14 protein-coding genes are annotated in these 13,906 nt (G+C 59.3%); 7 read left to right on the top strand and 7 right to left on the bottom strand.

Annotation, left to right across the window (positions count from 1 at the left end; genetic code table 11):
- Window positions 1-64: 64 nt before the first annotated feature.
- Window positions 65-976: a LysR family transcriptional regulator gene (locus ACYVDM_RS21455; protein ID WP_415788664.1), complete on the bottom strand. Its 912-nt coding sequence runs from the start codon at window positions 974-976 to the stop codon at window positions 65-67.
- A gap of 180 nt (window positions 977-1,156) precedes the next feature.
- On the opposite strand from ACYVDM_RS21455, the gene ACYVDM_RS21450 reads away from it, so the two are divergent.
- Window positions 1,157-2,446, top strand: a complete 1,290-nt coding sequence (locus ACYVDM_RS21450) for an MFS transporter (RefSeq protein WP_415788662.1) — start codon at window positions 1,157-1,159, stop codon at window positions 2,444-2,446.
- Window positions 2,447-2,459: 13 nt separating this feature from the next.
- Window positions 2,460-3,386: an SMP-30/gluconolactonase/LRE family protein gene (locus tag ACYVDM_RS21445; RefSeq protein ID WP_415788660.1), complete on the top strand. Its 927-nt coding sequence runs from the start codon at window positions 2,460-2,462 to the stop codon at window positions 3,384-3,386.
- 40 nt (window positions 3,387-3,426) lie between these two features.
- Here ACYVDM_RS21445 and ACYVDM_RS21440 read toward each other — a convergent pair whose 3' ends face one another.
- The 5 genes from ACYVDM_RS21440 to ACYVDM_RS21420 all read right to left on the bottom strand — a co-directional run bounded on the left by ACYVDM_RS21440 (window position 3,427) and on the right by ACYVDM_RS21420 (window position 9,504).
- Entirely contained in the window at window positions 3,427-5,016 is a 1,590-nt protein-coding gene (locus ACYVDM_RS21440; RefSeq protein WP_415788658.1) for an N-acyl-D-amino-acid deacylase family protein, read from the bottom strand.
- A gap of 42 nt (window positions 5,017-5,058) precedes the next feature.
- A complete protein-coding gene (locus ACYVDM_RS21435; RefSeq protein ID WP_415788656.1) occupies window positions 5,059-6,036 on the bottom strand; it encodes a Bug family tripartite tricarboxylate transporter substrate binding protein in 978 nt (325 codons plus the stop codon).
- A gap of 27 nt (window positions 6,037-6,063) precedes the next feature.
- Entirely contained in the window at window positions 6,064-7,053 is a 990-nt protein-coding gene (locus ACYVDM_RS21430; protein WP_415788654.1) for a D-cysteine desulfhydrase family protein, read from the bottom strand.
- 13 nt (window positions 7,054-7,066) lie between these two features.
- A complete protein-coding gene (locus tag ACYVDM_RS21425) occupies window positions 7,067-7,966 on the bottom strand; it encodes an amino acid ABC transporter substrate-binding protein (RefSeq protein ID WP_415788652.1) in 900 nt (299 codons plus the stop codon).
- 125 nt (window positions 7,967-8,091) lie between these two features.
- The gene (locus tag ACYVDM_RS21420; protein WP_415788650.1) at window positions 8,092-9,504 is read right to left on the bottom strand and encodes an aminotransferase-like domain-containing protein; all 1,413 of its coding nucleotides are present in this window, start codon (window positions 9,502-9,504) and stop codon (window positions 8,092-8,094) included.
- 129 nt (window positions 9,505-9,633) lie between these two features.
- On the opposite strand from ACYVDM_RS21420, the gene ACYVDM_RS21415 reads away from it, so the two are divergent.
- From ACYVDM_RS21415 to ACYVDM_RS21395, 5 genes are read left to right on the top strand one after another with little or no spacing between them, the layout of a single operon-like run.
- On the top strand, window positions 9,634-10,035 hold the full coding sequence (locus tag ACYVDM_RS21415; RefSeq protein ID WP_415788894.1) for a RidA family protein: 402 nt from the start codon (window positions 9,634-9,636) through the stop codon (window positions 10,033-10,035).
- Window positions 10,032-10,922, top strand: coding sequence for a dihydrodipicolinate synthase family protein (locus ACYVDM_RS21410; protein WP_415788648.1), 891 nt, complete (start codon window positions 10,032-10,034; stop codon window positions 10,920-10,922). Before ACYVDM_RS21415 ends, ACYVDM_RS21410 begins: the two co-directional genes overlap by 4 nt.
- A gap of 50 nt (window positions 10,923-10,972) precedes the next feature.
- Window positions 10,973-11,737 (top strand): amino acid ABC transporter permease, encoded by a 765-nt coding sequence (locus ACYVDM_RS21405; protein WP_415788646.1) that lies wholly within the window; start codon window positions 10,973-10,975, stop codon window positions 11,735-11,737.
- Window positions 11,730-12,416 carry an amino acid ABC transporter permease gene (locus tag ACYVDM_RS21400; protein ID WP_415788644.1) on the top strand — a complete coding sequence of 229 codons (687 nt, stop codon included), beginning with the start codon at window positions 11,730-11,732 and terminating at the stop codon, window positions 12,414-12,416. Before ACYVDM_RS21405 ends, ACYVDM_RS21400 begins: the two co-directional genes overlap by 8 nt.
- Window positions 12,417-12,419: 3 nt before the next feature.
- The gene (locus tag ACYVDM_RS21395) at window positions 12,420-13,145 is read left to right on the top strand and encodes an amino acid ABC transporter ATP-binding protein (RefSeq protein WP_415788642.1); all 726 of its coding nucleotides are present in this window, start codon (window positions 12,420-12,422) and stop codon (window positions 13,143-13,145) included.
- Window positions 13,146-13,236: 91 nt separating this feature from the next.
- On the opposite strand, the gene ACYVDM_RS21390 is transcribed toward ACYVDM_RS21395, so the two are convergent.
- On the bottom strand, window positions 13,237-13,905 hold the full coding sequence (locus ACYVDM_RS21390; RefSeq protein ID WP_415788892.1) for a GntR family transcriptional regulator: 669 nt from the start codon (window positions 13,903-13,905) through the stop codon (window positions 13,237-13,239).
- Window position 13,906 lies beyond the last annotated feature (1 nt).

Genomic DNA, 13,906 nt, shown 5'->3' with positions numbered 1-13,906 from the left:
GGTATGGGCGCTTGAGCGGCATCCGGGACGTTGCCGCTTGATCTCTTCACCAACCTACGGCCGGCTATAGCCCCTGGGCCTCCTGATCGTCGCGTGCAGCCTTGCGCAGTACCCGGGAAAAGCGCTCGGCCGCGGCTGACAGCGGCCGTCCCTTGGGCACAATCTGCACGATTTCGCGCTGGATCACGGGATTGCGGATGGCGATGGTGCATACCGCCGCATCGGCCTCATAGGCGGCAATCATCTCCGTCAGCACCGCCACGCCCAAACCCTCGCGCGCCAAGCCCAGCACCGTAGAGTTATAGACCGCCTCGTAGGCTGGCTTGATGACGATGCCCTCGCGGTGCGCCGCCACCTCAAATCGCGCGCGCACGCTGCTGTCGCGCGCGGGCAGGATCAGGGGATGCTCGGCCAGTTCTCGCAGAGACAGGACTTTGCGAACGGCCAGCGGATGACGAGGCGACACGAACGCGCAGAACCGGTCCACACGCAGGAGGTGGCAGACCACGTCACGGTCGCCGCGGGTCATGCTACCCACCGCAAAATCGACCTCGCCGCATTTCGCGAGATCGACCACGCGGGCCGCCACGGCATCCACGATGCGCACAGTAATGCCGGGCAACTGTGCGGTCAGTGTCGCCACGGCGCGCGGCAACAGGCCGCCGGCCAGCGAAGGCAGCGTAGCCACAGTGACGGTGCCACGCACCACGCCGCTGGCGTCGTGCGCGTCCGCAACGACGGACTCGATGTCATGGACGATGCGCTCCAGGCGAGGCAGCAGATCCTGGGCGGCGGGCGTGACACTGACACGCCGGCGATTGCGGTCGAACAGCACGGTGCCCAGCTGGTCTTCGAGCTGGCGTATCTGCACGCTAAGCGCGGACTGTGACACATTCAACTCGATGGCGGCACGCGTAAAGTTCTGCAGTCTGGCCACGGCCAGGAACGCCCTGATGCGGCGCAACTCGGTCAACATGAAAACATCTCCCCCAAAGTCTTACGGCACAGAGTGGGCCGCAGGTCATTCAGTTATCTGATTTTCGGGACAGTGTATCCAGGTTATTTCATTTCCTTCGGTAAACGTCCGTCAGTAGAATTTTTGAGATCCACGAGGGACGGTCATTTGCGGCCACCCAATCCATAACGGAGAGAGACAATGAAAACATCCGCCGGCAACCGGCGCATGGTGATCTACGTATTGCTGTTCACCATGGCGATGATCAACTATATGGACCGTGTCGCGCTGTCGGTGGCTGCCAAGCCGATCGCCGAAGAGTTCGGTATCTCGCCGGTACAGATGGGCTACCTGTTCTCCTGCTTTCTCTGGACTTACATCTTGTGCCTGATTCCCGCCGGTATGATGAGTGACAAAGCCGGCTCGCGCACCACGGCCTTGGGTGGCCTGGGCCTGTGGTCGCTGGCCACTGTGGTCACCAGCATGGCGGGCAGCTTCGCCACGCTAGTCATGACCCGCCTGGTCATGGGCGCCGGCGAATCCACCAGCTATCCGGCCGCGGCCCGCACCATCCGAGAATGGGCACCCGCACACGAGCGTGGCTTCGCCACCGCGGTGTTCAACAGCGGCGCCTATGCGGGCCCGGCGCTGGGCGCGATCTTCATGGGCGTGCTGGTGGGCACCTTCGGCTGGCGCGTCGCCTTCGCCGTCGCGGGCGCCACCGGCGCACTCTGGCTGGTGTTCGCCATTCCTTATTACCGCCGCCCCGAAGAGGCGCGCTTCCTCGGGCAAGACGAGCAGGACATGATCCTGCGCACGCGCGATTCCGAGTCCACCGGTGCGCCCGTGGCACGCACACCGCTGCTGCAACTGCTGAAATCCACCAGCATGTGGGGCGTTGCGTTGACGCAGGGTTGCGGCGTCTACACCCAGTATCTGTTCCTGACCTGGCTGCCTGGCTACCTGGCTACCACCAAGAACCTGGACATCCTGCACACGGGTGCCTACACGGCACTGCCCTACCTGGGCGCGGTAGTACTGGGCATAATGCTGGGCCGCGTCAGCGACCGCCTGCTCGGCGGTGCCCAGGCCAGCGAGGGCAAACGCCGCGGTATGATCATCGCCATGCTGCTGCTGTCTTCGGTCATCCTGCTTACGCCGCTCATCGAGCAGACTTGGCTGATCCTGTTGCTCTTCACCGTGTCGCTGACCGGGATCTCCACGGCCATCTCGCTCAATCTGGCGCTGACCAACGACCTGCTGCGGTCGTCCGCCGATGCGGGAACAGCCACTAGCGTGACCGTCGTGGGCGGCAACTTGTTCGGCGTGCTGGCACCCATTGTCACCGGCTACGTGATCGCCGCCAGCGGCTCGTATTCCTGGGCATTCATCATCGCCGGCATACTCCTGCTATGCGGCGCCGTCATCTCCTTCACGCTGACCCGCCGCCCGATTGAGGCACAGCCGTCGGCCCAACCCGTTCACGTCTGACTTCGGAAACGCCATGTTCTATGCCCCTCCCGAGAAACACATAGCCAAAGTCCACGCCCGTCTGCCCGAGCACTTGAAATGGCAGAAAGGCAGCCTCAACGACTGGGTAGCGGGCCAGCCGCTAGGTAATCCCGACCGGTCGCTGCTAGAGGGTCCTTCGTTCGGGCCGGATGGCCAACTGTATTGCGTGGACATCATCAACGGCCGGATCCTGCGCATCGATGCGAACGGCGGCTTCGATACGGTGGCCCAGTATGACGGCTGGCCCAATGGTTTGAAGTTCCATCGCGACGGCCGCGCCTTCATCGCCGACTACAAGCACGGCATCATGCAGCTCGACCTGGACACCGGGCGGGTCACGCCTGTGCTGGAACGCTATCGCGCCGAACGCTTTAAAGGCGTGAACGATCTGTTCTTTTCCGCTAACGGCGACCTCTACTTCACCGATCAAGGTCTGACGGGCTGGCAGGATCCCACTGGGCGCCTCTTCAGGCTCAACGCGCAGGGCGATCTGCAATGCCTGCTGGACAACATCCCCAGCCCGAACGGCCTAGTGATGGACCTCGAGGAAACCGCGGTCTACCTGGCCGTCACACGCGCGAATGCGGTATGGAGGGTTCCGTTGATGCGCGACGGCAGCGTCGGTAAAGTGGGAACGTTCGTCCAGCTGTCGGGCGGCGGCGGGCCCGACGGGCTGGCCATGGATGAAAAGGGCGGGCTATACATTGCCCACGTAGGCATGGGCTCCGTGTGGGGCGTGGACAAATACGGGGAGCCCACCGTGCGCATCGTATCGCCAGAACATCGACACACGACCAATATGGCCTTTGGCGGCCCGCAGGGCAAAACACTCTACATCACAGAGTCCAGTTCGGCGACCATCCTGGCCGCCGAACTGGATGTGGCCGGCAAGCCGATGTTCCTGCCGCAGCCCGTCTGAATTCCGCCCCCAGCACCATCCGCTCTAATAGCACCATAGTTCAGCATCGGCGAATCGCTCGACCGGCAAGCTCGCCGGTCGCTGTTCCGTCTGCTAATGTCGGCCAACCATTAACGAATACCCATTTGATTCCGCTCGCGTACTGTCGCGGCTGCTGATAAGTGGCATTGGCTTGTATGCCGGCGGGATCAAACACGGTGACGTCGGCTCTATACCCTCGTTTGATCAGCCCCACGTCGCCGAGCTTGAATGCGCTTGCAGTGGCTCCTGTCATCTTGAATATGCCTTCTTCAAGCGTCATCCAGCCCTTGTCGCGTACGAGTTCGCCAAGGACTTTGGGAAATGTTCCGTATTGCCGTGGGTGAGGATGGTCCCCTACGTCCAAGCCGTCGCTACCGATCATGCTGTGCGCATGAGTGAGGACCGACTGGAGATCCTCTTCACACGAGTTCTGCATGATCTGACCCACCTCTCCTTGTTCCGAGAGCATCAGATCGAAGACAAAATCATTGACGTCCTGGCCTGCATGCCGAGCAGCTTCAAGCACGGTCAAGCCGACCCAGTGTTGACGTTCGACATGTTTGAGATAGGAAATGGAAATGTTTTGCCAGCCCAGCGCTGCTATACGGTTTTCCCAGCCCGGGATTCCGTGCGCCCAGTCATGCCTGATACGTGCACGGCATTCGTCCGATGCCAGGCGCTGCATCATGGCGTCTCGGCCCCCTTCCATCACCCAGGGTGGAAATAGCATGGACAGCGTCGTGCTGCCGGCCAAGTACGGGTACATATCGGAATAGGTTGCGATGCCGTGCTGCCGCGCCTCATCCAGCATGGCCAACGACAAGCGAGCCTTTCCGAAGTTTCTGTGGCCGCAGGTCTTATGATGGGAAATCAGCAATGGCACGTCAGCGCGATGAGCGACATCCAGTGATTCTTCGACGGATTGGAGAAGGCCGTCGACTTGATCTCGCATGTGTGTGGCATACAGACCGCCATAGGTGCTGGCGATACTCGCTAGTTCTACTAGTTCGGTCGGCTCTGCGTAGACCCCTGGCACATAACAGAGCCCCGAGGACAAACCGAGAGCACCTTGTTGCATCGCACGATGCAGTAGAGCCTTCATCGATGCGAGTTCAGCTGCGGTGGGCGCTCTGGCGTCAAGCCCCATGACTGCGGCGCGTAATGCGCCGTGGCCTGCCAGGGTAGCGACGTTGACAGCGGTTCCGTGATCGAACAGCCGCGTGAAATAGCCATCAAGGTCGTTCCAATCCCATTCAATACCAGCATGACCGAAGATAGGCGTAGCCTGTTCACGAAACGTCGCGGCATTGGCACCATTCAGCGGAAAGGTGGACCATCCGCAGTTACCCAGTATCTCCGTCGTCACGCCTTGGCGTACTTTGCTTTCTGCGCCAGGGTTGGCGATCAGGGATAGCTCGGAGTGGCAGTGGCAGTCGATGAATCCGGGCGCGACGACCAGTCCGCTGCAGTCGATTCGCCTCACGGCTGCCTCGTCTGCCAAATCACCGATCGCGGAAATGTGACCGCCCTTCAAGGCGACATCGGCGGCGAAACGCGGGCTGCCGCTGCCGTCGATGACCGAACCGTTGCTAAAAATGAAGTCGTGCATAGCGTAGGGATCCGATGAGGTCGTTGGAGGAGCTATCCCAGCTTACTGTTTCTCGAGTCCGGAGCTGTCGATTATCTGTGCCCATTTCCGCTGCTCCTCTCCGATATAGGAGCTGAACTCTTGTTGGGTACCAGGAGTGGCGGTGGCGAAAGACTGCTCAAGCGTTGCTTGAAGGGCCGGCGAACGCATCGCGGTGTTCAGCACTTCACTCATTTTCATGACGAGAGCCTTGGGTGTGCCGGCCGGCGCGATGAGTCCACCCCAGGCGCCACTTTCATAACCAGGGAGACCGCTTTCGGCCAGGGTGGGTATCGAGGGTGCCATCGCGGCGCGCTGGCTGGTGGTAATGGCCAATGCACGGAGTTTGCCGCCCTCGACCATCGGGTATGCCACCGTAGCATTGGTAAACGTATAGGTAAGCCGTCCGCCGACGAGGTCCGTGAGCGTTTGCGGATCACCCTTGTACGGAATGAACTGAGTTTCAATGTTGCTGAGTTTTTTGAAAAGCTCGCCGCCCATATGGCCGCTGCTTCCGAGATTGGAGGCCGCCCATGTCATTTCGCCCGGTGCCTTTTTGGCGGCGGCGATCAGGTCGGCGACTGTTTTGTACGGGGAATCCGCGCGCACCACCAACAGGTTGGGTACGGTGAACATCGGGCCGATCGGGACGAAGTCTCGATTCGCGTCGTAGGCGAGTTGCTTGAACAGCGCCGGATTAACCGCCAGGTTGTTGATGTTTCCGTAGCTTAGCGTGTAGCCGTCGGGGGCGGACTGCTTCAAGTTAGAAAGCGCGATGGCGCCGGCCGCACCGGGCTTATTGTCGATAATGAAGGATTGGCCAGTGATCTTCGCGAGCTCAGCGGCCACTGCGCGCGTCAATACGTCGGATGCTGCGCCAGGAGTCGACGGCAGCACAATCGTGACCGTTTTCGTCGGCCAGGCAAGATCGGCGGCATAGCTACACGATATGCCGAGCGCCAGATTCAGGAAGCCGAAAAGTATGCGGACCTTGAGAGTCATAGTTCTTCCAATATAAAAGCGAACGAGTTAGAGCACGGAGGCGTAAGCGGACAGAGCTACCGAGCCGCCGGTATGAAGAAAAACAACGTTGTGGTGAGGCGAAAACCTACCGGACCTGATGTCGGCGATCAGGCCCGCCATGGCCTTGCCGGTGTATACCGGATCCAGCAGAATGCCCTCCAACCGTCCCACAAGCTTGATCGCATCAATCGCCTCGACTGTCGCAATTCCGTATCCCTCACCAATATGAGAGTCATCGACCTCGATCCGATCGACGGGCACGGGCGCCATGTCCATGAGACTTGCCGCTCCGCCCGCGATGCTTTGAACGATTTTGACCATGCTCCGCGAGTCGAACCGCACGCTGTAGCCTCGTACACACGTCCGCTTGTCGCGGCAAAGCGCGGCAACCAGGCCTGCTTGCGTGCCTCCGCTTCCGGCTGCGTGCACGATGTAGTCGACCTCAATGCCCAGTTCGCAAGCTTGGGTGGTGATTTCCTTGGCGCAGTCCACGTATCCCATCGCGCCCAGTGGATTCGATCCGCCCCCGGCAACGACATAGGGCTTAAGCCCTTCCCGGATCAATTGCGTTTCCAGCGAGGCGACCGCGGTGGCTATGTCGGCGCCCGCGGGAAGCTCTTCGCAGAGCCGCGCTCCCAGGACACGATTCAACAGCGCATTGCCTGAGCGGTAGTATTCGCTGGGTTGGTTTTCCAGACGGCGTTCGAGCAGCAATACGCAGCCCAATCCCATCTGCGCCGCCGCCGCTGCGGTTTGCCGGGCATGGTTCGACTGGGTCGCACCCGTACCGATCAGCGTATCGGCGCCCTTGGCCATAGCGTCGGCGACCAGATACTCCAGTTTGCGCGCCTTGTTGCCACCGCCAGCCAGGCCAGTCAGGTCATCCCGTTTGATTAAGATTGTGGGGCCGCCCAGATGGGCGGAAAGGCGCGCGAGTGGCTCAAGGGCCGTGGCGTGGTTGGTGAAGCGGATTGTGGGAAGTGTATTCCGTTCCATCGGGCACCTCTCTTTACTGGTACGCAGCCGGCTGGGCGCTATCGGTGGGGTGAGCAATGACACGCTGTAGCGCCGGACTCATGGGTACATGCAGATTGACGCCTTTGGGTGGAATCGCCGACTCGAACCATTTGGCGTAAATGTCCTTGATCGTGCCGTCAGCAAAGATGGTCCGGAGCGCGTCGTCCACCTGCGCCTTGAAGGCGGGGTCATCCTTTCGCATCATCAAGGCATAGGGCTCAACCGACAACGGCTCCTTGGAAATCACAAACGCATCAGGTGTCTTTGAGTTGGCCACCAGGCCGGACAGCGTAATGTCATCGAGGAAGAACGCGGCGGCTCGGTCGGTTTCCATCATCAGGAAGCCTTCCGCAAAATCGCGTACTGGCGCGATGCGCATCGCGTACTGGCGCGTGGCGTTCAGTGCAGTGATTTGGCGTATGTTTGACGAGCCCGCAGTCGCAACGACCGCCTTGTTGGCCAATGCACTCAGGTCATTCAGGCCTGCGCTCTTCTTCGACACAAATCGGGTGCTGGACACAAAGATGGTCGAGGAAAACGCCACCTGTTTCTGGCGCTCGATGGTGTTCGATGTCGTGCCGCATTCAAGATCGATAGTGCCGTTGGCCATCAAGGGAATACGGTTGGACGACGCCACCTGCACCATCTTCACCTTGAGGTTGGGCAAGCCTAGGGTCGTCTTCAGGCTTTCCACGACCTTGAGACAGACATCCACCGAGTAACCGGCCACTTGATGCGAATCGATGAGATACGAGAACGGCAGAGCCGTCTCCTTCACGCCTAGCGCGATCTCGTTTTTTTCTTTGATCTTGGTGAGCGTATTGGACGGTTGAGCGGCGGCGCAAGCACACGCGAACAACGTGAGGGCTGCAACTAGGATAGGTGTTTTCAAGATGCTCTCCATATGTGCCGCAGCCTAGGAGTGGCGTTACGGACAATTTTGTACCGAAACAAAATTTGTTATTCAAATTATTGATCGATACATTAAGAGAGTCAATAGGGGAATGTGATCCCGATCTAGGGGAACATCTCGTCGCTGGAAATTTGCGGCTCTTGCGCAAGAGTGCGCGCGGCAAGCAATCCAAATTCTTGCAGTTCGACGACATCCTGCGCCGCGCTTACGCTGATGCGCACGGCTTTGTCAGAGTCGGCTCGGTGTGTGGCGAATGCTTCCGAGGGCGAAACTTGATAGCCGACGGTTTCCGCCCATCGACAGAAATTACTGGCGGTCCAGGGCTCGGGAAGCCTCAGCCAAGCGTGCGGGCTGAAGGCACTCGTGCGCAGGTCGAACCCGGCGAGAGCTTGTCGAAGCGCCTCGTTTCGGGCCTGGAGTTCGACCCGGCTTTCCTCCAGTACGCGCTCTGCGTGCCCCGAGGTGATCAATTGGGCCGCCACCTCGGCTGAAACCGGCGAAGCCATCCAGGTGGTGGCACGTACCGCCGCGGTCACGGCCGCGGTCAGTTGAGACGGAGTCTCCATGAAACCGACACGCAGGCCAGGCCCAAGGGTTTTAGAGAAGCTGGTGATCCGGATGACTCGTTCTGGTACCAGGGATGCCAAGGTAGGTAATGGCGTTTCAGAGAGGCAGCCGTACACATCGTCTTCCAACAGATGGACATCCGCCTGTTTTGCAAGGCTGGCGATTTCCCGGCGCCGATCCAGTGGCATGGTCGCAGTCGTAGGATTGTGGATACTCGGCACGCAAACAATGGCCTGGACAGAATGCCTGGAGATCGCTTCCTGCAGCGAGGCAGGCAGCATGCCGTGCTCGTCGATATCGACCGGCACCAGCTTCAATCCGAGTAGCGGAGCCACCGTTTTCAGGCCGGTATAGGTGAATCGCTCCGTCGCGATGCTATCGCCCGCCTTGGTACACGCCATCAACCCGCAGAGTAGGGCATGCTGCGCGCCATCTGTAACGATTACACGCGAAGGGTCTACCGAGGTGTCGGCGTTACGGCTGAGCCACAGCGCGCCCGCTTGCCGATGGGGCGCGCGTCCGGCGGGGTCGTCGTAGCGCAACAGTTCACTAAAAGACGGGGATTGGTGCAGCAACGCGAGGGTTTGCCCGATCTCCAGGCCCCAGTTTTTCGATACCGCTTGATGACCGCGCAAATCCGTCATCCGATGCCGCGCCTGCGGCGTGATTGGCATCGCGTCGGTGGAATCTGCTTCGTCGGGATCCTTCACGCGTGTTCCCCGGCGTGCACCGGTTTCGATGAGCCTTGCTCGCACGACTTCTCCAAAGGCGCGGGACACCGTGCCGACGGTCACGCCGAGCAGGGCCGAGAGTTCTCGGTTTGGAGGCAACTGGTCGCCGGGCTTGAGTTTGCCGCTCTGGATGTCGCGGGTCAGGGCTTGAGCGATTCGCTGGTACATCGGCCCCTTCGTTGTCGACAGATCCGGAACCCAGCCAGTTGAAATTTGCATGTATCGCCTTCTTTGGTGTTAAAGCATTCAGCGCAACGCTTGACAGACACGAATGTACCTGTCGATAATCGACACAATCAATTTTGTATCGCTACAAAACGGATTCAATCTATTTTACAGGGAAACAACATGCCGGAGATGATACACAGGGAGCGAGACAAGGGGCGGGGCGGTCATTATTCGCACGCCGTCCGCGCGGGCGACTTTGTTTTTGTATCAGGCCAGACGCCACGCGACGCCGATCGAGTAATCGTCGGCAAAACCATTGAAGAACAAACGTCAGTCACATTGGAAAACGTACGCTTGACTCTAGAAGCTGCGGGCGGAGGCTTGGAGCACGTGGTCAAGGTCGGCGTTTTCCTGTCCGATCTGGCTGACGCCCGCCGCTTCAACAAGATTTACTCGGAACACTTCCCGGCGTTCATGCCGGCACGCACAACCGTGGGCAGCGAGCTGAACGGCGTGCTGGTCGAGATCGATGTCGTGGCCTATATCCCAGAGTTGGCCGACGCGCGCGAGGTGGTCGTATGAGTCCGATCCTTCATGGCGTGATCCCTGCGGTCCCTACCCCCCTGAGTGCCGATGGCCAGCCGGATACAGCAAAGCTGGTGGCATTCATTGGCGATTTGTTCGACGCCGGTTGCCACGGCGTGAACCTGCTCGGCACGACCGGCGAGGCGACCTCTTTCGACCGCGCCACACGTTTGCAGGTGATGGAGGCAGTGGCCGTCGCGGGTTTCGCGCCGCGGATGATGGTAGGAACGGGTGCCACCGCCCTGGCTGACGCAGTGGCGTTGACCGGTGCCGCCGACGTCATGGGCTATGCAGGTGCCCTGCTGTTACCGCCCTTCTACTACACCAACATCGGCGACCAGGCGCTGGCGCAATACGTCGAGAAATTGGCCGATCTGGCGAGCATCAAAGACACCAGGCTTTATCTGTACAACATTCCGCAACTCACCGGGCTGCAGTACTCGCTTGATGTTGTCGAACGGTTAACGCGCAACCTTGGTGGGCTGCTGGCGGGTATCAAGGACAGCTCGGGAGACTTGCCGTATGCCGAGGCGATTGCCGCCAACTTCAGCGCGCTTGCCGTCTTCCCAAGTGACGAAGCGACGCTGCGGGATGCGTCGCAGAAAAAGTTCGCCGGCTGTATATCGGCGTCCGTCAACGTGTTTCCGCATTTGGCCTGCTCAACCTATCAATCTGGAGCACGCACCCCTGCAGACGTCTATGGGGTAATGGTCAACGTACGCAAGGTCTTGACCAATGCCCCGCTGGTACCGGCGGTCAAAGCTGCGTTGGCCTGGAGGCGCGGCGACGAGAGCTGGGCAACGATGAAACAGCCATTACTCCCCTTGAACTTGGAGCAACGTGCCCAATTGCATAGCGGACTGGCGAACGTGCAGATCGACTGATCCCTTCCCAGCGGCAAAGACCAACCGGCGTAATAAAAAAGAGACAAACTATGAACTACCACTGGAACTGGAAAATCTTTGCCGATCCAGCACCCGATGGAACCGGCACCTACATGGATAGCCTTCTGTCGGGACTGGGCTGGACCCTCACTACCGCACTACTGGCATGGTCAATCGCGGTGGTCCTCGGTGTAGTCGTTGGCGTACTGAAAACGACGGAATCAAAAGTGGCCCGCCGGATGGCGTTCGCCTATATAGAACTATTCCGCAATATTCCGCTGTTGGTCCAGATGTTCATCTGGTATTTCGTGGTGCCTGAGCTTCTACCTGGCTCGACAGGCCACTGGCTGAAGACCTTGTCGAACGGACCGTTGGTCGCGGCGGTCATCTGCCTTGGTTTCTTCACTTCGGCCCGGATTGCAGTCCAAGTGTCCGCAGGTATCGACTCGCTGCCCCGGGGCCAGCGCGCCGCGGCCAAAGCCCTGGGGTTGCGTGGGAGGCAGATTTACCGCTATGTACTCTTGCCGGTCGCCGGGCGGCGAATGCTACTGCCGCTGACAAACGAATTCTTGAACAACATGAAAAACACATCGGTGGCATTGACTATTGGCTTGGTCGAACTCACCGCCAGCGCGCGATCCATGCAGGAATTCTCTTATCAGGTGTTCGAGGCCTTTACCGCCGCGACGCTAATCTACCTGGTAGTGAATCTGTCGGCGGTAGGAGCCATCCGGCTGATTGAGTCGGCCGTCATGCCTGATCGGTCTTTCAGAGGCCGGTTGCAACGTAAACGGCAGGCGGCACATCATGCTTGAGTCCTTCGATTTTGGCGTGATCGGCCAAGCCCTGCCGTTCTTGTTCGGCGTGGGCATGGTCTTCACGATCAAACTAACGCTTCTGGCAATGGTTGGTGGATTGATCGTGGGAACGATGTTAGCGCTCATGCGACTATCGCACTCAGCCGTCTTGCGCCTGGTTGCTGGCGCTTATGTCAACTTCATCCGCTCTATCCCGTTGGTACTTGTCATTTTCTGGTTCTTCTTCCTGGTGCCATACATCGGAGGCTGGATCATGCGATCGGACACGCCTATCGAAGTCGGAGCATTCGGTTCGGCGCTCGTCACTTTCATTATGTTTGAGGCTGCGTATTACTGTGAAATCATGCGCGCCGGCATCCTGAGCGTGCCCCGAGGGCAGATACATGCCGCCCAGGCTCTGGGCATGAACTATCGCATGTCCATGGCGTACGTCATATTGCCGCAGGCGGTAAAAAATATGCTGCCCTTGTTGCTGACGCAGTCCATCATTCTTTTTCAGGAAGTCTCTCTTGTGTACGTCGTCTCGATCACCGATTTCGTCGGTGCCGCTGCCGTGATCGCTCAACGCGACGGGCGGCTCCTGGAGATGTACCTTTTCGTGGCCGTCGTCTATTTCGGCATCTGCTTCACCCTTTCATCCCTTGTCAGACGCATGCGTCGATTCCAGAGCGCCTAGAACATGATTGAGATCAATAATATTTCCAAGTGGTACGGTAATTTCCAGGTACTGAGCCAATGCAGCGCCACGGTCCAGAAAGGCGAAGTGGTGGTCGTGTGTGGGCCTTCGGGGTCGGGCAAGTCGACATTGATCAAGACGGTCAATGGGCTGGAACCTATTGATCAGGGCAGCATCGTGATCGATGGCGTTTCGGTTACGGCAAAAGGCACCAACCTTCCGAGCCTGCGCGCCCGCATCGGAATGGTGTTCCAGGGTTTCGAGCTGTTTCCTCACCTGAGCGTCCTTGAGAATATGCTTCTCGGCCAGATGAAAGTGCTCAAACGCGACCGCGAATCTGCCACCAAGAAAGCCACTACGTATCTGGATCGCGTGGGCTTAGCCGGTCACGCCGCGAAGTTTCCGAACCAGCTTTCGGGCGGACAGCAACAACGAATCGCGATCGCACGGGCTCTGGCGATGGACCCCATTGCGATGCTGTTCGACGAGCCGACGTCTGCTCTCGATCCGGAGATGATCAACGAGGTGCTTGACGTCATGGTCGGGTTGGCACGGGATGGCATGACCATGATGGTGGTGACGCACGAAATGAGTTTTGCAAAAAAAGTGGCCGATCGAGTTATTTTCATGGATGCCGGCGCAATCGTCGAGGACCGCGACAAGATCGCATTTTTTAATGAGCCGCGCTCATTACGAGCGCAGGAATTTCTTGGCAAGATTATTCATTAGCTTCAGCAATCGATCGCCCCACCTCTTCACATTGCGCAGATACAGACGTAGTGACAGGGAACGCCAGGCATCTAAGTGAAGTGTATTGGGGCTAAGGCGCTTCCTCATACCGCCGCACGATTCTGCTCAGCGCCAGTTGCGACTCGGCCAGGTATGCGGTCAGCTCCGACTCTGCCTCGGCGTAGTTGCCTTTGAGCAGGCATGCATATATGCGCGCCTCCCACTCGACCCACATGGGCTTCTGCACAATGCGCTCATCGGGGCCCGTCGTGAATATCAGCCGCAGCTGGGCGCAGATGTTCAGGAAAAACTCGTCAATCAAGCAACTGCCCAATACCGACACAAGCGCCTGATGGAAGGCCAGGCTAAGCGTGCCAACGTCCTGCCACCTACCCTGCTCGATGGCCTGCCGCGCCTGCGCGATGATGCCGCCCAGCTTATCCAGCAAGACGGGTCCGTATGCCGGGCCGCTGCGTATGGCGGAAAGCTGTACGATGCGTCGCGCCGTATAGATATCCTGCAGATCCCCCTCGCAGAAGGTCCGCACGAAAACGCCACGATGCCGGATCGCCGTGGCCAGACCGTCTCGTACCAGCAGGTGCAACACTTCCCGGATGCTGTTGCGTGATGCTGAGTATGCGTCGGCGATATCGACTTCAATCAACTGCTCGCCAGATGCCAGCCGGCCGCTGATGATGTCTTCTCGCAACCGGTTCCCGATTAGATCCACAACCGACAGATTAGCCGCATCAGCCTTCATC

The sequence above is a fragment of the Bordetella tumulicola genome, assembly GCF_054779135.1.
Note: the sequence above shows the minus strand (reverse complement) of the source record. Positions and strands in the feature narration are given on the sequence as shown.

Coding starts and splice junctions, on each gene's coding strand:
- ACYVDM_RS21440 (WP_415788658.1), bottom strand. CDS start 5,016: ATGCACGACTTCATTTTTAGCAACGGTTCGGTCATCGACGGCAGCGGC.
- ACYVDM_RS21430 (WP_415788654.1), bottom strand. CDS start 7,053: ATGGAACGGAATACACTTCCCACAATCCGCTTCACCAACCACGCCACG.
- ACYVDM_RS21455 (WP_415788664.1), bottom strand. CDS start 976: ATGTTGACCGAGTTGCGCCGCATCAGGGCGTTCCTGGCCGTGGCCAGA.
- ACYVDM_RS21395 (WP_415788642.1), top strand. CDS start 12,420: ATGATTGAGATCAATAATATTTCCAAGTGGTACGGTAATTTCCAGGTA.
- ACYVDM_RS21420 (WP_415788650.1), bottom strand. CDS start 9,504: ATGCAAATTTCAACTGGCTGGGTTCCGGATCTGTCGACAACGAAGGGG.
- ACYVDM_RS21450 (WP_415788662.1), top strand. CDS start 1,157: ATGAAAACATCCGCCGGCAACCGGCGCATGGTGATCTACGTATTGCTG.
- ACYVDM_RS21410 (WP_415788648.1), top strand. CDS start 10,032: ATGAGTCCGATCCTTCATGGCGTGATCCCTGCGGTCCCTACCCCCCTG.
- ACYVDM_RS21435 (WP_415788656.1), bottom strand. CDS start 6,036: ATGACTCTCAAGGTCCGCATACTTTTCGGCTTCCTGAATCTGGCGCTC.
- ACYVDM_RS21390 (WP_415788892.1), bottom strand. CDS start 13,905: ATGAAGGCTGATGCGGCTAATCTGTCGGTTGTGGATCTAATCGGGAAC.
- ACYVDM_RS21400 (WP_415788644.1), top strand. CDS start 11,730: ATGCTTGAGTCCTTCGATTTTGGCGTGATCGGCCAAGCCCTGCCGTTC.
- ACYVDM_RS21415 (WP_415788894.1), top strand. CDS start 9,634: ATGCCGGAGATGATACACAGGGAGCGAGACAAGGGGCGGGGCGGTCAT.
- ACYVDM_RS21445 (WP_415788660.1), top strand. CDS start 2,460: ATGTTCTATGCCCCTCCCGAGAAACACATAGCCAAAGTCCACGCCCGT.
- ACYVDM_RS21405 (WP_415788646.1), top strand. CDS start 10,973: ATGAACTACCACTGGAACTGGAAAATCTTTGCCGATCCAGCACCCGAT.